The sequence below is a fragment of the Streptomyces sp. R-74717 genome, from assembly GCF_047305335.1.
Taxonomy (GTDB): Bacteria; Actinomycetota; Actinomycetes; order Streptomycetales; family Streptomycetaceae; genus Streptomyces; species Streptomyces atratus.
On sequence record NZ_CP102361.1, the window covers coordinates 7,165,730 to 7,182,775 of the forward strand.

The 17,046-nt window shown below is 69.2% G+C and carries 14 protein-coding genes; 6 read left to right on the forward strand and 8 right to left on the reverse strand.

The features are described from left to right. Window positions 1–8: 8 nt before the first annotated feature. On the reverse strand, window positions 9–1,133 hold the full coding sequence (locus NRF20_RS32815) for a mechanosensitive ion channel family protein (protein WP_413754633.1): 1,125 nt from the start codon (window positions 1,131–1,133) through the stop codon (window positions 9–11). A 37-nt stretch (window positions 1,134–1,170) separates the two neighbouring features. Here NRF20_RS32815 and NRF20_RS32820 point away from each other — a divergent pair, with 37 nt between their 5' ends. After that, window positions 1,171–1,749 (forward strand): dienelactone hydrolase family protein, encoded by a 579-nt coding sequence (locus NRF20_RS32820; RefSeq protein WP_398629743.1) that lies wholly within the window; start codon window positions 1,171–1,173, stop codon window positions 1,747–1,749. 50 nt (window positions 1,750–1,799) lie between these two features. Here the strand turns inward: NRF20_RS32820 and NRF20_RS32825 are convergent, their stop codons facing one another. The 6 genes from NRF20_RS32825 to NRF20_RS32850 all read right to left on the reverse strand — a co-directional run bounded on the left by NRF20_RS32825 (window position 1,800) and on the right by NRF20_RS32850 (window position 8,454). Next, on the reverse strand, window positions 1,800–2,810 hold the full coding sequence (locus tag NRF20_RS32825) for a zinc metalloprotease (protein WP_413753798.1): 1,011 nt from the start codon (window positions 2,808–2,810) through the stop codon (window positions 1,800–1,802). Between the two features lie 285 nt (window positions 2,811–3,095). Beyond that, complete coding sequence (locus NRF20_RS32830) at window positions 3,096–4,757, reverse strand: alkaline phosphatase D family protein (RefSeq protein ID WP_398629621.1); 1,662 nt, start codon at window positions 4,755–4,757, stop codon at window positions 3,096–3,098. A 115-nt stretch (window positions 4,758–4,872) separates the two neighbouring features. Next, window positions 4,873–5,274: a hypothetical protein gene (locus tag NRF20_RS32835; protein ID WP_398629620.1), complete on the reverse strand. Its 402-nt coding sequence runs from the start codon at window positions 5,272–5,274 to the stop codon at window positions 4,873–4,875. A 196-nt stretch (window positions 5,275–5,470) separates the two neighbouring features. Then, window positions 5,471–6,292, reverse strand: a complete 822-nt coding sequence (locus NRF20_RS32840) for a DsbA family protein (protein ID WP_398629619.1) — start codon at window positions 6,290–6,292, stop codon at window positions 5,471–5,473. Between the two features lie 48 nt (window positions 6,293–6,340). Continuing rightward, the gene (locus tag NRF20_RS32845) at window positions 6,341–7,063 is read right to left on the reverse strand and encodes a hypothetical protein (RefSeq protein WP_398629618.1); all 723 of its coding nucleotides are present in this window, start codon (window positions 7,061–7,063) and stop codon (window positions 6,341–6,343) included. Window positions 7,064–7,128: 65 nt separating this feature from the next. After that, entirely contained in the window at window positions 7,129–8,454 is a 1,326-nt protein-coding gene (locus NRF20_RS32850) for a DUF2252 domain-containing protein (protein WP_398629617.1), read from the reverse strand. Window positions 8,455–8,623: 169 nt separating this feature from the next. Here NRF20_RS32850 and dnaE point away from each other — a divergent pair, with 169 nt between their 5' ends. Beyond that, entirely contained in the window at window positions 8,624–12,163 is a 3,540-nt protein-coding gene (dnaE, locus tag NRF20_RS32855) for a DNA polymerase III subunit alpha (RefSeq protein ID WP_413753799.1), read from the forward strand. 98 nt (window positions 12,164–12,261) lie between these two features. Here the strand turns inward: dnaE and NRF20_RS32860 are convergent, their stop codons facing one another. Continuing rightward, complete coding sequence (locus tag NRF20_RS32860; RefSeq protein WP_398629615.1) at window positions 12,262–12,441, reverse strand: hypothetical protein; 180 nt, start codon at window positions 12,439–12,441, stop codon at window positions 12,262–12,264. Between the two features lie 224 nt (window positions 12,442–12,665). On the opposite strand from NRF20_RS32860, the gene NRF20_RS32865 reads away from it, so the two are divergent. The 4 genes from NRF20_RS32865 (at window position 12,666) to NRF20_RS32880 (ending at window position 16,754) form a co-directional block, all read left to right on the forward strand. Beyond that, a complete protein-coding gene (locus tag NRF20_RS32865; protein WP_266362012.1) occupies window positions 12,666–13,937 on the forward strand; it encodes an NYN domain-containing protein in 1,272 nt (423 codons plus the stop codon). A gap of 154 nt (window positions 13,938–14,091) precedes the next feature. Further along, complete coding sequence (locus NRF20_RS32870) at window positions 14,092–15,066, forward strand: ABC transporter ATP-binding protein (RefSeq protein WP_398629742.1); 975 nt, start codon at window positions 14,092–14,094, stop codon at window positions 15,064–15,066. 28 nt (window positions 15,067–15,094) lie between these two features. After that, window positions 15,095–15,973: an ABC transporter permease gene (locus NRF20_RS32875; RefSeq protein WP_413754634.1), complete on the forward strand. Its 879-nt coding sequence runs from the start codon at window positions 15,095–15,097 to the stop codon at window positions 15,971–15,973. A 34-nt stretch (window positions 15,974–16,007) separates the two neighbouring features. Then, window positions 16,008–16,754: an ABC transporter permease gene (locus NRF20_RS32880; protein ID WP_398629614.1), complete on the forward strand. Its 747-nt coding sequence runs from the start codon at window positions 16,008–16,010 to the stop codon at window positions 16,752–16,754. Window positions 16,755–17,046 lie beyond the last annotated feature (292 nt).

The window sequence follows — 17,046 nt, forward strand, 5'->3', positions numbered from 1 at the left end:
GCGCCCGGTCAGCCGCGTCCCGTGCGGGGGGACTTGTCCCAGCCCGTCGGCTTCTCGTCCGTGGGGTGGGGCGAGTCGGGCCACTCGTCGCCCGGCGGAAGCGTCGCGGGCGCCGTCGCGATCCTCGGCAGTGCGTACGGATGGTGGTCGCGCAGCCAGCCGATGAGCTGCTCCCGCACGGCACAGCGAACCGTCCAGATGTCGTCCGCGTCCTTCGCCGTGACGACCGCGCGGACCTGGATCGTCGAAGGTGTGGTGTCCGTGACCGCCAGGGACCAGTTGCGGCCGTCCCAGGCGGCGCACTCGCCCAGGATGTCCCGCAGCCGGTCACGCATCGCCGCGACCGGGGCCGAGTGGTCGAGATGGAAGAAGACCGAGCCGGTCATCTGGGCGCCGCCGCGCGACCAGTTCTCGAACGGCTTGCTGGTGAAGTACGAGACCGGCATCGTGATCCGCCGCTCGTCCCAGGTCCGTACCGCGAGGAAGGTCAGCGTGATCTCCTCGATCGTGCCCCACTCGCCGTCCACCACCACCGTGTCGCCGATCCGCACCATGTCGCCGAAGGCGATCTGCAGCCCCGCGAAGAGATTGCCGAGCGTCGACTGGGCCGCGATGCCCGCGACGATGCCGAGCACACCGGCCGAGGCCAGCATCGAGGTGCCGAACGTCCGCATCGCCGGGAACGTCAGCAGCATCGCGCCGACGGCGACGGTCGCCACGATCGCGGTGACCACCCGCTGGATCAGCGTCACCTGCGTACGGACCCGCCGCACCCGTGCCGGATCGCGGGTGCTTGCCGCGTACCGGGCGTAGACGGAGTCGACGACGGCCGCCGCGATCCGCACCACCAGCCAGGCCGACGTCCCGATCAGCACCAGAGTCAGGACCTGGCCGATCCCGGCCCCGTGGTCCTTGACGAGTTCGAGCCGGGTGTGGGTGTACGTGCCCCGCAGCAGCGCCGCGCACAGGGTCAGCTGCAGCGGGATCCGGCAGCGCCGCAGCAGACCCCACAGCGGTGTCTCGTGGTGCCGGCGGTCGGCCCGTCTGAGCAGCAGATCGACCAGCCAGCCGACCAGCAGCGTGATCACGAGCGAGCCGCCGACGACGATCAGCGGTCGCAGCACGATCTCCATCCTGTCGTTCTCCATGCTCCCGACCGTAGCTGGCACCATTGGCCTCATGAACATCATGCTTTTCCACTCGACGTACGGTCTGCGCCCCGCGGTGCACGCGGCCGCCGCCCGGCTGCGTGCCGCCGGGCACGAGGTGCAGGTGCCCGATCTCTTCGAGGGGCACACCTTCGAAACCGTCGAGGAAGGCATGGCCTTCAGGGAAGAGGTGGGCAAGGACGAGTTGCTCAGGAGGGCAGTACTGGCCGCCGCGCCCTACTCCGACCGGGGCTTGGTGTACGCGGGATTCTCCTTCGGGGCGTCCACCGCGCAGACCCTGGCGCTCGGTGATGAGAAGGCGCGCGGTCTGCTGCTGTTCCACGGCACCTCGGACATCGCCGAGAACGCCTCGGTGGACGAGCTGCCCGTACAACTGCATGTCGCGGACCCGGACCCGTTCGAGACGCACGACTGGCTGAACTCCTGGTATCTGCAGATGCAGCGGACCGGTGCCGATGTCGAGGTCTACCGCTATCCGGGTGCGGGTCATCTCTTCACGGACCCCGAACTGCCGGACCACGACGCGGCCTCGGCCGAGCTGGCCTGGAAGGTCGCACTCGGCTTCCTCGCCACGCTGTGACCGCGCGAAGGGCCCCGTGCGTCGCGGGGCCCTTCGCGCGGGCGGGAGGATCAGCCCCGGTAGGCGATCCAGCTGTCGCTCATCCGCTGCACCTGGCCCGAGGTGAACTGGGTCATGCAGGAGTCGTACGTGTAGTCCATGAAGTTGTGGATCGGGTCGACCCCTGTCTTGTTGGTGCAGGTGTCGCGCCCGGTCGGGCACTCGAACGCGGCGCTCTTCTCGGCGGGCGTGTCGGAGACGTAGTCGCCGTTGCCGCTACAGCCGCCCTGGAAGGTGTGGTAGAGCCCCATCCAGTGGCCGACCTCGTGGGTGGCGGTGTCGCCCTCGTCGTAGTTGGTGGCGGAGCCGCCGGGCAGTGAGGCGTCGAGGATGACGACGCCGTCCATGCTCGGGCTGGAGGCGTACGAGCTGGGGAAGGTGGCCCAGCCGAGCAGGCCGCCGCCGAGGTTGGCGGTGTAGACGTTGAGCGCGTTCTTGCCGCCCTTGCGCAGGGTCGACTTCATCGACTTCTCGGCGGCGGAGCCCGACGAGAGGTTGTACCAGGAGGCGTTGTCCGTGTAGTCGGTGCCGGCCAGCGAGAACTGGAAGCCGGAGTCGGTGTTTCCGGTGCCCTGGCCGCTGTAGGCCGCGTTCAGCACGTTCATCTGGCTGCTGATGTCGCCCGCGGTGAGCTTGCCGGTGGTGCCGGAGTGGATGACGTGGAAGTAGACAGGGATGGTCGCTCCGGCAGCGAGCGTGGAGCCGCTGACCCGGCGGTCCGCGAGTCTCTCCTTGAGCTGCGTGTCCATGGCCTTGGCCTGGGACGTGGTGAGTTCATTGGGGTCAGCGGCGTGGTTGGTGCCCGAGGGGCGCGCCTCGCGCGCGGTGGCGCCGGTGCTCGCCTCGCTCGCGCACTTCTCGGCGGATGCGGCGGACGCGGAGGAGGCGGAGGAGGCGGATGCCTTTGCGGCGGCGGAGCCGGTGGAGGCGGAGAGCGGTGCCAGGGCCAGGGTTCCGGCCAGGACGGCGGTGCCGATCGCACGGTTACGTATACGCGGCGATATACGGGCAAGAACGCGCACAGGGACTCCTCGCGGATGTGTGGGGGAGGAATTTCCTCACCCGCCGCCGGGAGGTTACGTGCGCATGTCAGATCTTGAGGAGAATCGATCAAGCCCAATCAATCGTGGGGCAAACCGGGGAAACAGGAAGAAATAATTCTGTGTGTTCCAGGGTTTGAGACGCGGACGTAACGTCCCGCGTTACCCCGGCGGGCGGTCTGTCCCCATTGGAGCCCGGGGTCACACCACCCGCCGTAGTGATGTAATGCGCCGTCAACATGGAGCTGAGTGGCTGAAAACAGACCCTCAGCGCACCGGGCGGTCCACCCGCTCGACCTTCTGCGTCCCGCTGAGTGTCCGGTACGAACGCGTCCAGGCGGAGGTCGCGTCCCGCTCCGTCTTGTCGGAGACCACGTAGTAGTCCATCTGCGAGCGCTCGGCGGTCACATCGAGGACGCCGTAGCCGTGCGAGTCCATGTCCACCCACTTCACGTGGCGGTTGGCGGCCTTGACCGCTGCGGCAGCCACCACCGAGACGGTCTGCGGTGCGACGTGCAGGATGTCGTCGAGATTGTCCGACGTCACCGACGTCACCACGAACTCGGTGGCGGCCGACGCCGAGAGCGGATACGTCGCCGCCTTCACCGGTACGTCATTGGCCCACGCCATGTGGATGTCGCCGGTCAGGAAGACCGTGTTGGTGATCGACCGGTCCCGCAGATGCGCGATCAGCTCCTTGCGGTCGTCCGTGTAGCCGTCCCACTGGTCGACATTGACGGCAAGACCCTCCGCGGGCAGCCCCAGCAACTCGGCCAGCGGCTCCAGCAGATGCGCGGGTACGGAACCGAACGCGACCGGCGAGATCATCACCGACGTACCGACCAGCTTCCAGGTGGCGTCCGAGCCGGCCAGACCCGACTTCAGCCAGTCCAGCTGCGCCCGGCCGGTGATCGTGCGGTCCGGGTCGTCGACCGAGCCGTTGCCGATCGTCGACTGCTGGGAGCGGAAGGTGCGCAGATCGAGGAGGTGCAGATCGGCCAGGTTGCCGAAGCGCAGCCGCCGGTAGACGGTGCCCTCGGTGGAGGCGCGGACCGGCATCCACTCGAAGTACGCCTGCTTGGCGCCCGCGGCCCGGTCGGCCCAGGAGCCCTCCGTGCCCGGCGTGTGGTTCTCGGCCCCGCCCGACCAGGCGTCGTTGGCGAACTCGTGGTCGTCCCAGATCGCGATCATCGGGTGGGTGGCGTGCAGGGTCTGGAGGTCGGTGTCCGCCTTGTAGTTGCCGTGCCGGGTGCGGTAGTCGGCGAGGGTCAGGATCTCGTGCTTCGGCTCGTGCGGCCGTACGACGTACTTGGCGTCCGGGTAACTGCCGGACGCGTACTCGTAGATGTAGTCGCCGAGATGCAGCACCGCGTCGAGATCGGCGCGGGCGGCGAGATGCCGGTACGGGGAGAAGAATCCGGACTCCCAGTTGGCGCACGACACCACCCCGAAGCGCACACCGGGCGTGGCAGCTCCGGCCGCCGGCGCGGTACGGGTGCGGCCCGCCGGCGAGAAGGTTCCCGTACCGTCGCCCGCCGAGAAGCGGAACCAGTAGGTGGTGGCCGGGCTCAGACCCCGCACATCGGCCTTGACGGTGTGGTCGGAAGCGGCTTTCGCGACGGTCGTGCCCCGGGCGACGACCCGGGCGAACTCCTTGTCCCCGGCGACCTCCCAGCGCACCGCCGTATCGGCGCCACGGCCTGAGCCGGGCACGGCGTCGGGGGACGGGGTGACGCGGGTCCACAGGAGTATGCCGTCGGGGAGGGGGTCGCCGGAGGCGACGCCGTGCAGGAACGCGGGCCCGTCCGCGGCACGCGCGGTGGTGGCGGTGCCGAGCACGGGCGCGGCGACGGCGGTGACGGCAGCGGCCTTGACGACCGTGCGGCGGCTGGGGGCGGATATCGGCGAAGAGAGGTGTCGACTGGTCACGGAGGAGAACCCTACTGACCGGTATAGCGAACGGGCAGGCGAACGAAGGAAGTTCGCCTGCCCGTCACTACATGCCCATCCTGGGTGCCGCCGGTGACCGGACCTTATGGCTGGGTCAGGCGGTCCCGCGCTTGGTGGCGCAGTACTCCTCGGCACCGTTGGCGCCGTCCTTGAGGCATACGCGCACAGTCACCGAGGTTCCCTCAGGGATGTCGCCGCTCTTGCTGGCGCAGGCGTTGTTGGCGCCGTCGGTGTCCTCGGCGACCCGCCGGTAGCTGCCTGTCGAGGTCGTGTAGAGCAGTTCGCCGTGCACCCGCTTGCCGTCCGCCCTGGTGTCGCAGACGTCCAGTCTGTCGCCATTGGAAACGAACTTGGCCCAGCCTCCCCACCCGGCGTCGTTCGTGTAGGCAATCGCGTCGGTCCCGGCCATGGCCGTGCTGGTGGACAGGGCCATGGTGGCCGCCGCGAAGGATGCGACGACTGCTATGCGGCGTGTCTTCGTTCCTGAAATGCTCATGAAAGGAACCCCTCCCGAAAGATCCATCACTTGCCAACAGGCGGAGATCTTTTCAGGTGGTCCGGTGCACGTCAACGCAGTTTTATCGGGTGCCGACCTTGTGCGGGGGCAAGCGAGCGGCGGCGGAATCCGTGGATTCCGCCGCCGCTCGGATCGGTGCGCCGCTGGCAGGCCGGAGCTGCCCGAACGGCCTGCTTCAGCCCTTCAGCGCCTTGTCGATCGCGGTGGTGAACTCGTCCACCGTCATCGGCGCGTTCTGACCGTCCTTGCCGGTGAGCGTCTTGCCGTCCATCTTCAGTGTCGGGGTGCCCCTCACGCCGCTCTTCTCGAACGTCGCGGACATCTTCATCGCCCAGTTGTCGTACGTACCGTCCTCGACGTCCTTCTGGAACGCCTTGTTGCCCTTCAGGGCGTCGACCGTGTCGGCGATCTTGATCAGGTACGCGTCGTCCTTGAACTTGTCGTCGGTCTCCTCCGGGTGGTACTTCGCGGAGTAGAGCGCGGCCTTGTAGTCGAGGAACGCCTGCGGGCTGACGTTGAGTGCGGCGCCGAACGCGCTCAGTGCGTTCTTGGAGCCCACGCCGTTGATGGAGTTTTCACCGTCGAGGAACGTGGCACCGATGTACTTGATCTTGTACTTCCCGGCGTCGACATCCTTGTGCACCTGCTCGCCGACGCCCTGTTCGAGCGTGGCGCAGATCGGACAGCGCGGGTCCTCGTACAGCTCCAGGGTCTTCTTGGCGCTCGACTTGCCGATGACGACCGTGGTGCCGTCTTCGCCCGAGGTGTTCTTGGGCGCGGTCACGTTCTTCGCGTCCTTGGCAGCCTCCCACTGGGAGGGCTTGTTCAGCTGCATGAAGCCCCAGGTGCCGAGGCCCACGACCGCCAGGACGCCGACGACCGAGACGCCGACGATGATCTGCCTGCGGGTCTTGTCCTTCTTGGCCTGGCGCTCGCGCTCGGCGCGCAGACGCTCGCGGGCCGCCGACTTGTTGGCCTGGCTGTTGCGCTTGCTCATGTTCGTCTCTCCATGGTGGGGGTGATACGTCGTCAGGGATGTGCGTGCTCAGGCGATGGCGCAGGCCGAGCGCGGCGGTCCCCTCCGTCCCACGGAGTGCACGAGCAGACGGGCGTGTACGAGCAGGTGCGGGCCGCGTCCGGCGGGGCGCACCCTGCGACGTACAGAGCGGCAAACCGTACCCACCACGGCGACCGCGATCAGCAGCGGCCGGAACGCCAGGACGGCGACCGCGCCCAGCAGGGCGACGAGCGCGGACTCGCCTCGCCGCAGCCAGGCCGCGGCGAGCAGACCGACCGTCACATGGGCGGCGAGCAGCAGCCATGGCACCGCCGGGCCCGGGGAGGCCAGCAGCGCGACCGCCGTGTGTCCGCCACCGGTCACCGAGGTGAGTGGGGTGCCGATGTCACCGACCTCGGGCGCACCGGCACCGATGTCACCGCCGCCGCACAGCACATCGACGCCGACCGAGCGCAGCGGCCCCGCGATCGGGCCGCCTGCCGCGCCGTAACAGAGGTGCTGGCCGGTGGTGAACACGGTGTCGGCGGCCAGTTCCAGCGGGACCAGCAGTCCGGCGATCGCCCCGAAGCCGCGCTCCCGGCCGGCCAGCGCGTACGCCACGGCGAAGACCACGCCGGCCAGCAGGGCGACGACGGTCAGTGGCAGCGAGACCTGGGAGAGCAGCACATGGGACGCAGCGGAGAGCGTCACGACGAGCGCTGTGAAAAGCGCCGCGCGAACGACTCTGAGCTGCGTCCCGGATATGTCCATCGTCGAGGAGTGTCGCATGCGAACCTGTAAGCGACTCCTAAAGGGGCCCGGTCGGGTGCGGAGCCCTACAGCCCAGGAATGCGGCCGTTGCGGAAGAGATCCACAAAGATCTGGTGGTCGGCGCGGGCCCGGGCACCATAGCTGTGCGCGAAGTCCACCAGCAGGCCGGCGAAGCCCTCCTCGTCCGCCGCGATCGCCGCGTCGATCGCCCGCTCGGTGGAGAACGGCACCAGCGAGTGGCCGCTCTCGTCGTCCGCCGCGGAGTGCATCGTCGCCGTCGCCCGGCCGAGGTCGGCGACGACCGCGGCGATCTCCTCCGGCTCGTCGATGTCGGACCAGTCCAGATCGACCGCGTACGGAGACACCTCGGCGACCAGCTGCCCGGCCCCGTCCAGCTCGGTCCAGCCGAGCCACGGGTCGGCGTGCGCCTGCAGGGCGCGCTGCGAGATGACCGTGCGGTGGCCCTCGTGCTGGAAGTACTCGCGCACGGCCGCGTCGGTGATGTGCCGGGAGACCGCGGGGGTCTGCGCCTGCTTGAGGTAGATCACCACATCGTTCTCCAGGGCGTCGCTGTTGCCCTCCAGAAGGATGTTGTACGAGGGCAGCCCGGCCGAACCGATACCGATGCCACGACGGCCGACGACATCCTTCACCCGGTAGGAGTCGGGGCGGGTCAGGCTGGACTCCGGCAGCGTCTCCAGATAGCCGTCGAAGGCGGACAGCACCTTGTAGCGCGTCGCCGCGTCCAGGTCGATCGAGCCGCCGCCCGCCGCGAACCGGCGCTCGAAGTCCCGGATCTCCGTCATCGAGTCCAGCAGCGAGAACCGGGTCAGCGACCGGGCGTCGCGCAGCGCGTCCAGCAGCGGGCCCTGCGCCGTGTCCAGCGTGAAGGGCGGTACCTCGTCGTTCTTCGCGCCCGTCGCCAGTGCGTGGATCCGCTCACGGTAGGCCGCCGCGTAGACCCGGACCAGCTCGGTGATCTGGTCGTCACCCAGTGCCTTCGCGTACCCGATCAGCGCGACGGAGGCGGCGAACCGCTTGAGGTCCCAGGTGAACGGGCCGACGTACGCCTCGTCGAAGTCGTTCACATTGAAGATCAGCCGGCCGTTGGCGTCCATGTACGTGCCGAAGTTCTCCGCGTGCAGATCGCCGTGGATCCACACCCGGCCGGTCCGCTCGTCCAGGTACGGGCCGCCGTGCCGCTCCCGCTCCAGGTCGTTGTAGAACAGGCATGCCGTGCCCCGGTAGAAGGCGAACGCCGAGCCCGCCATCTTGCGGAACTTCACCCGGAAGGCTGCCGGATCGGCGGCCAGCAGCTCCCCGAACGCGGTGTCGAAGACCTCAAGAATCTGCTCCCCGCGCTGCGCTGCGCCGGTCTGCGCTTCCGACATCTCTGGGTGCCTCCTGGTACCTGACGTGCATGACAAACGGGATGGGCTTCTCAGCCCCTTCAACGCGCGACCGTACCCGGGAGTGCCCCTCGGTTGTCACCTCGGAGACGTAGACTTCCACGCTGTCCCCCCAGTCAGTCATTGCCTGTTTCCCCGGAGGCCCGACGCCGTGACCAAGCCGCCCTTTACGCACCTTCACGTACACACCCAGTACTCGCTGCTGGACGGTGCCGCGCGGCTCAAGGACATGTTCGCTGCCTGTAACGAAATGGGCATGTCGCACATCGCGATGACGGACCACGGCAACCTGCACGGTGCCTACGACTTCTTCCACTCGGCGCAGAAGGCGGGCGTCACGCCGATCATCGGCATCGAGGCCTACGTCGCCCCCGAGTCGCGCAAGCACAAGCGGAAGATCCAGTGGGGCCAGCCGCACCAGAAGCGCGACGACGTCTCGGGTTCGGGTGGTTACACCCACAAGACGATCTGGGCGTCCAACGCGAAGGGCCTGCACAACCTCTTCAAGCTGTCCTCGGACGCGTACGCCGAGGGCTGGCTGCAGAAGTGGCCGCGCATGGACAAGGAGACCATCGCCCAGTGGTCCGAGGGCCTGATCGCGTCCACCGGCTGCCCCTCGGGCGAGGTGCAGACCCGGCTGCGGCTCGGCCAGTTCGACGAGGCGGTCCAGGCCGCCTCCGACTACAAGGACATCTTCGGCGAGGACAAGTACTTCCTGGAGCTGATGGACCACGGCATCGAGATCGAGCGCCGGGTCCGTGACGGGCTACTCGAAATCGGCAAGAAGCTGAACATCCCGCCGCTGGTGACCAACGACTCGCACTACACCTACGCGCACGAGGCCACCGCGCACGACGCCCTGCTCTGCATCCAGACCGGCAAGAACCTCTCCGACCCGGACCGCTTCCGCTTCGACGGCACCGGCTACTACCTCAAGACGACCGACGAGATGTACGCCGTCGACTCCTCCGACGCCTGGCAGGAGGGCTGCGCCAACACCCTGCTGGTCGCGCAGCAGATCGACACCACCGGCATGTTCGAGAAGCGCGACCTGATGCCGAAGTTCGACATCCCGGACGGTTTCACGGAGATCACCTGGTTCCAGGAAGAGGTCCGCGTCGGCATGAACCGGCGCTTCCCGGGAGGTGTCCCCGAGGACCGGCAGAAGCAGGTCGAGTACGAGATGGACATCATCATCCAGATGGGGTTCCCGGGATACTTCCTGGTCGTCGCCGACTTCATCATGTGGGCGAAGAACAACGGCATCGCGGTCGGCCCCGGCCGGGGCTCCGCCGCCGGTTCGATCGTGGCGTACGCGATGGGCATCACCGACCTCGACCCGATCGAGCACGGACTGATCTTCGAGCGGTTCCTCAACCCCGAGCGCGTCTCCATGCCCGACGTCGACATCGACTTCGACGAGCGTCGGCGCGTCGAAGTGATCAGGTACGTGACGGAGAAGTACGGCGCCGACAAGGTCGCCATGATCGGCACGTACGGCAAGATCAAGGCGAAGAACGCCATCAAGGACTCCGCCCGTGTCCTCGGCTACCCGTACGCGATGGGCGACCGGCTCACCAAGGCCATGCCCGCAGACGTCCTCGGCAAGGGCATCGACCTCAACGGCATCACCGACCCCAAGCACCCGCGCTACAGCGAGGCGGGCGAGATCCGGGGGATGTACGAGAACGAGCCGGACGTGAAGAAGGTCATCGACACCGCGAAGGGCGTCGAGGGCCTGGTCCGGCAGATGGGCGTGCACGCCGCAGGCGTCATCATGTCCAGCGAGCCCATCGTCGACCACGCCCCGATCTGGGTGCGGCACACCGACGGCGTCACCATCACGCAGTGGGACTACCCGCAGTGCGAGTCGCTCGGCCTGCTGAAGATGGACTTCCTGGGCCTCAGGAACCTGACCATCATGGACGACGCCGTCAAGATGGTGGAGAGCAACAAGGGCGTCAAGCTGGACCTGCTCGGCCTCCCGCTGGACGACCCGAAGACGTACGAAATGCTCTGCCGCGGTGACACGCTCGGCGTGTTCCAGTTCGACGGCGGTCCGATGCGCTCCCTGCTGCGCCAGATGCAGCCCGACAACTTCGAGGACATTTCCGCCGTCTCGGCCCTGTACCGGCCGGGCCCGATGGGCATGAACTCGCACACGAACTACGCCGAGCGCAAGAACGGCCGCCAGGAGATCACCCCGATCCACCCGGAGCTGGAGGAACCGCTCAAGGAGGTCCTCGGCCTCACCTACGGCCTGATCGTGTACCAGGAGCAGGTGCAGAAGGCCGCCCAGATCGTCGCCGGCTACTCGCTCGGCGAGGCCGACATCCTGCGCCGCGTGATGGGCAAGAAGAAGCCCGAGGAACTGGCGAAGAACTTCGTCCTCTTCGAGGCGGGCGCCAAGGAGAAGGGCTTCTCCGACGCCGCGATCAAGGCGCTGTGGGACGTGCTGGTCCCGTTCGCCGGCTACGCCTTCAACAAGGCGCACTCCTCCGCGTACGGCCTGGTCACCTACTGGACCGCGTACCTCAAGGCGAACTACCCCGCCGAGTACATGGCGGCGCTGCTGACTTCGGTCAAGGACGACAAGGACAAGTCGGCGGTCTATCTCAACGAGTGCCGTCGCATGGGCATCAAGGTGCTGCCGCCCAATGTGAACGAGTCGCTGTCGAACTTCGCCGCGCAGGGCGACGACGTGATCCTCTTCGGCCTCACGGCCGTGCGGAACGTGGGTCAGAACGTCGTCGACTCGATCATCCGGTGCCGCAAGGCGAAGGGGAAGTACAGCAGCTTCCCCGACTTCCTGGACAAGGTCGAGGCAGTCGTCTGCAACAAGCGCACCGTCGAATCGCTGATCAAGGCCGGCGCCTTCGACGAGATGGGGCACACCCGCAAGGGTCTGGTCGCCCACCACGAGCCGATGATCGACAACGTGGTGCAGGTCAAGCGCAAGGAGGCCGAGGGCCAGTTCGACCTCTTCGGCGGCATGGGCGAGGAGGAGAGCGACGAGCCGGGCTTCGGGCTCGATGTGGAGTTCTCCGACATCGAGTGGGAGAAGTCGTACCTGCTGGCCCAGGAGCGCGAGATGCTCGGCCTGTACGTCTCCGACCACCCGCTCTTCGGTCTGGAACACGTGCTGTCCGACAAGGCCGACTCCTCGATCTCCCAGCTGACCGGCGGGGAGCACTCCGACGGTGCCATCGTCACCGTCGGAGGCATCATCTCCGGCCTGCAGCGCAAGATGACCAAGCAGGGCAACGCCTGGGCCATCGCCACCGTCGAGGACCTGGCCGGATCCATCGAGTGCATGTTCTTCCCCGCCACCTACCAGCTGGTCTCCACCCAGCTCGTCGAGGACACCGTCGTCTTCGTCAAGGGACGTCTCGACAAGCGGGAGGACGTGCCCCGGCTCGTCGCCATGGAGATGCAGGTCCCCGACATCTCGTCGGCCGGCACCAACGCCCCCGTGGTCCTGACCATCCCCACGGTCAAGATCACCCCGCCGATGGTCAGCCGCCTCGGCGAGGTCCTCAGCAACCACCGGGGCGACACCGAGGTGCGGATCAGGCTCCAGGGCCCCCGCAAGACCACGGTGCTCCGGCTCGACCGGCACCGGGTGAAGCCCGACCCGGCGCTCTTCGGCGATCTGAAGGTGCTGCTCGGGCCGTCCTGCCTGGCCGGCTGAGCCGGTTCACGGCCGACGATACGAGAGGGGCGCCCCGCGAAAGCGGGAGCGCCCCTCTCGGCCACCCGGCCGGCGGCCGTGACCGGGGACCCGTCCGGTCAGTTGTGGCCGAAGCGCCGCTGGTGCTTACGGGCAACATCAGCAGGGCTGCCCTGGGCTTGCGACTGAGGCTGTATCTGCGAGTCGTAACCCGTCGACTTGGCCTCTTCCGCACCGCGCTCCGGATCCGACGCGCGGTTCTGCCGGCTGCTCTGCTTGCGGTTCTTGTTCTTGGCCATGGTGTTCCTCCTACGGGGACTCTCGGGGCCAGGACCGCGTTCAGATTCACATAGCGGGGTAAAGCGTGCATGTTGGATCATTACCGTGCGTAGTGAGGGGGTATCATGCGCCGTTTTCCGGATCCGCCACGCCGATGATCGAGTTCCGGCCGTCAACCCCTGCGCGGTCGGGCAGACTCGAAGGAAACCCTTGGCAAAGACCACACCCGAACTTCTGGAAGAGGGTGGAACGCGTGGACCGTTGCGTCGTCCTGGTGGACGCCGGCTACCTGCTGGGCGCAGCCGCGAGTCTGCTGGCCGGGGAGCCCGCCCGTTCCCGCATCACCGTCGACCACGCGGCCCTCATCCGGGGCCTGCGCGAGCTGGCAGAGGCCGATACGCGGCAGCCGCTGCTTCGGATCTACTGGTTCGACGGCGCCCCCGACCGCGTACCGCAGCCCGAGCACCGCAGACTTCGTGTGATGCCCCGGGTGACCGTCCGGCTCGGTGCTCTCACCCGCAGCGACGGGCGCTGGGCGCAGAAGGGCGTCGACGCCGCGATGCACGCCGAGCTCACCGAACTGGCCAGGAACCGGGCCTGCTCCGACGTGGTGCTGGTGACCGGTGACGGAGATCTGCTGCCCGGCCTGATGTCCGCCAAGGAACACGGCGTCGCCGTCCATCTGTGGGCCGTCCAGGCCGCCGACGGCGACTACAACCAGTCCGAGGACCTGGTCGCCGAGGCCGACGAACGAAGGGTGCTCGACCGGGCCTGGATCACCCAGGCCGTACGGGCCAAGGAGACCGGCGGTGTCTGCGCCCCGCCGCCCGCCCCCCGACCGGAGATCGCTGCGATCCTCTCCGCACCGCTGCCCGAGGCGGCCCTCGCTGCCTCCGCCGAGCGGGCATCGGAGGCCCAGGCCGCGGCCGCCGGCAATGGTGCGGTGCCGCCGCCCGAGGAGAGTTCCACCGCCGACCGGCCCGGCCACGGCGGAAGGGGCGTCCCCACACCCAAGGACCTGGCGGGCAGCCTCCGCGGCCCCGGCGCCCAGCCCACCCAGCCGTCGCCCGCCAACGCCACACTGCGCTGGTCCTCCGACAAGGGCTGGATGGAACGCGGCGGACCGCTGGGCGAGCCCGCCGAAACCGCGTCCCTCCCGACGCTGGCCCAGCTCACCAGTGCCGAGCAGCGCTGGGCGGACCGGGAGGAGGACATCACCACCGTGGGCGGCGACCCCTTCGAGGTGGGCCAGGTCTTCGCCCGGCGCTGGATGGAGCGGCTGCCGGAGACCGTCCATCTGCAGAAGCTGTCGACCATGTATCCGCGCATCCCGCACCGCATCGACGGCGAACTGCTGCGGTACGCGGCACGGTTCGGCCTGCTCGCCCACAAGGACGACCAGATCGACGAGCACGACCGCTACGCGATCCGGGCCGGATTCTGGCGGGAGATCGATGTACGGGCCGCTGCGGAACACGCCCCGGCGGTGGAGCGGACGAGCCCGTCCGGCGACTGACGGCACAACGGCCGTGCGGGCGGGCAACCCCGCCTGCGATTGCGGCGTCGGCGTCCGACCGGCATGGCCCCGGGCGCAATACGGGGCATCCGACCCCGTACTCTCGTACCTCGTGAGTACGGGCACAGCACAGGCGCAGACGGCGACCGGGACCGTGTGCGCGGTGCGTGATCTGGTCAAGACCTATCCCGCCGCCCGCGGCCGCCGCGGTGCACCCGCCACACCTGAGGTGCGCGCCACCGACGGGATCAGCCTGGATGTGCGGCGCGGCGAGATCTTCGGCCTCCTCGGCCCCAACGGCGCCGGAAAGTCCACCCTGGTGCGGCAGCTCACCGGGCTGATGAGGCCCGACTCCGGCAGTGTCACCATGCTGGGCCACGACCTCGTACGCCATCCCGAGCGGGCCTCCCGGCTGATCGGATACCTCGGGCAGGAGTCCACCGCCCTCGACGAGCTGACCGTGTCGCTCGCCGCCGAGACCACCGGACGGCTGCGCGGCCTCGCGGTGCGGGACGCCCGCTCCGAGCGCGACGACGTGCTCGACGAACTCGGCCTCACCGAGATCGCGGGACGCCCCCTGAAGAAGCTCTCCGGCGGACAGCGGCGGCTCGCCTGCTTCGCGGCCGCGCTGGTCGGCGAGCGGCCGGTGCTGGTGCTGGACGAGCCGACGACCGGCATGGACCCCGTCGCGAGGCGCGCCGTCTGGGCCGCCGTCGACCGGCGCCGGGCCGAACGCGGCACGACGGTGCTGCTCGTCACCCACAACGTCATCGAGGCCGAGACGGTTCTCGACCGGGTCGCCGTGATCGAACGCGGCCAGGTCATCGCCTGCGACACGCCGACCGGGCTCAAGGAACGTGTCGCCGGCGAGGTCCGGGTCGAGCTGGTGTGGCGCGAACAGGCGCCCCTGGACGTGCCCGAAGTGGCCGCGCTGCGCGGCTCGGCCCAGGAGTCCGGGCGGCGCTGGGTGCTGAGGCTCGGTCCCGACGAGGCGCGGGCGGCGGTCGCCACCGTGACCGGTGGCGCGGCCTTTGCCGCACTCGACGACTTCACGCTGGCGACGCCCAGCCTGGAGGACGTCTATCTCGCGCTCGGCGGAGACGCGACCAAGGGGCTGGTGAAGTCATGACCGGCGCGGGCGGGGCGACCGGATGCGCATGCGTGGCCGGGCAGGTAGCGAACAGGAGCAGCGCCAGGTGACGAGCATCGTTCCCGCGCAGGCGGTGACCGGACCCGTCCGGACCGCCGATGACGGCCGTGCCGGCCAGGAAGAGGCAGCTCCCGCGCCGCTCGCGCCAGGGGCCCGGCTGTTCCCCTCGCTCGCGGCCGTCTACCGTGCCCAGCTGTCCAGGGCCAGGGTCGCCCGTATCCCGCTGCTCTTCGTCGCGACCTTCCAGTCCGTCGGGATCATGGTGCTGATGCGCGGGGTCGTCGACGGCGGCTCCGAGGCGCGCGCCGTCGTCGCCGGATCCAGCGTCCTCGTGGTGGCCTTCGTCGCGCTCAACCTGCTCGCCCAGTACTTCGGGCAGCTGCGGGCCGGCGGCGGACTCGACCACTACGCCACCCTGCCGGTGCCGCCCGCCGCGGTGGTGCTCGGTGCGGCCGGGGCATACGCCTCCTTCACCGTGCCCGGCACGATCGTCACGGCCGTGGCGGGGAGCGTGCTGTTCGGACTGCCGCTGACGCATCTGTGGGTGCTCGTCGCCGTCATCCCGCTCTCCGGGGCGGCGCTCTCCGGGCTCGGTGCCGCGATGGGGCTGCTCGCGCCCCGGCAGGAGCTGGCCACGCTGCTCGGGCAGCTGGGCATGTCGGCGGCGCTGCTGCTCGGCGTCCTTCCGGCCGACCGGCTGCCCGGGCCGATCGGCTGGGCCCGCGATCTGCTGCCCTCCACGTACGGTGTAGAGGCGCTTTCCCGGTCCTTCGACACCCACCCCGACTGGGCGGTCGTCGCCCTGGATCTCGCGGTCTGCGCCGTCGTCGGCGTCCTCTCGCTGGCTGCGGCCACCTGGGCGTACCGCAGGGCAGCGGTCCGGTGAGGCGCGGCACAGGGACGCCTGGCACGATGGCAAGGTGACCGCACCTCTGACGCCGCCTCACCAGCCCTCGTCCAACGACCCCTGGCAGACCCCGCCGAAATGGGGTGGTCAGGGTGGGCCCGGTCGTCCCGGCGGCCCGGGTGCCGCCCACTCCGGCGCCCTGCTGGAGTCGCAGGAGGAGCGGAATCTCCGGTCGGATCTGCTGCGTGCCGCTGTTGTCACCGTTCTCGTGACCGTCCTCGGCATCGGGCTCGGACTCCTCTGGCTGTGGCTGGCGCCGCGGGTTCCGCTGATCTCCGACAGCACGGCCGTCTTCCTCAGTGACAGTGAGGGCGAGGAGGCGATCGGCGCCGACGGTACGTTCGTGCTGCTGGCGCTGGCCTTCGGTGCGCTCTCCGCGGCGCTGGTCTTCTTGTTCCAGCGGCGTGGCGGAATCGCCCTGGTGGTGGGGCTCGCGCTGGGCGGGCTGCTCGGTTCGCTGCTGGCCTGGCGGCTGGGGGTGTGGCTCGGGCCGGACCAGGACGTGGTCGCGCACGCGCGAGCGGTCGGCAAGGGTGTGGTCTTCGATGCGCCGCTTCAGCTGCGGGCGAAGGCGGCGTTGCTGGCGTGGCCGCTGGGGGCGATGGCGGTTCATCTCGGGTTGACGGCGTGGTTCGGGCCGCGGGATCCGGAGCCGGAGTGGGGTGTGTTTCCGGGGTGGGCCGCGGGTGGGCCTGTACCGGGGGCGGGGCCGTCGCCCGCGGGTGGGGGTGTGCCGCCTGTGCCGCCGACTGAGTCTTAGACCGACCGGCACATGGGGGGCGGCGTCGCGGGGCTGGGCACGCACTCCCCCAAGGCATTAAGGGCCAGGGGGGACCCCCTCCGGCGTTGTCGTCAGTCGACAACCCCCCCCCCATAGCCCTGAAGGCATGGGGCCCCCTTCGCGTTGCCTCCCTCCGCCGCCTTGCAGCTGCACGCACCCAGCCCCGCTCCTTCTCCCACCCCCATGTGCCGGTCGGTCTTAGACAGGGTGCGGAGCGCGGGGTGCCGGTGAGGGGTGGGCCGCTGCGCGGGGCTTGTCCCCTGCCCGCCCC

Bases quoted from the DNA above. Each gene is read 5' to 3' on its own strand.
- NRF20_RS32835 (WP_398629620.1), bottom strand. From the start codon at position 5,274: ATGAGCATTTCAGGAACGAAGACACGCCGCATAGCAGTCGTCGCATCC.
- NRF20_RS32860 (WP_398629615.1), bottom strand. From the start codon at position 12,441: ATGGCCAAGAACAAGAACCGCAAGCAGAGCAGCCGGCAGAACCGCGCG.
- NRF20_RS32815 (WP_413754633.1), bottom strand. From the start codon at position 1,133: ATGGAGATCGTGCTGCGACCGCTGATCGTCGTCGGCGGCTCGCTCGTG.
- NRF20_RS32840 (WP_398629619.1), bottom strand. From the start codon at position 6,292: ATGAGCAAGCGCAACAGCCAGGCCAACAAGTCGGCGGCCCGCGAGCGT.
- NRF20_RS32850 (WP_398629617.1), bottom strand. From the start codon at position 8,454: ATGTCGGAAGCGCAGACCGGCGCAGCGCAGCGCGGGGAGCAGATTCTT.
- NRF20_RS32875 (WP_413754634.1), top strand. From the start codon at position 15,095: ATGCGTGGCCGGGCAGGTAGCGAACAGGAGCAGCGCCAGGTGACGAGC.
- NRF20_RS32845 (WP_398629618.1), bottom strand. From the start codon at position 7,063: ATGGACATATCCGGGACGCAGCTCAGAGTCGTTCGCGCGGCGCTTTTC.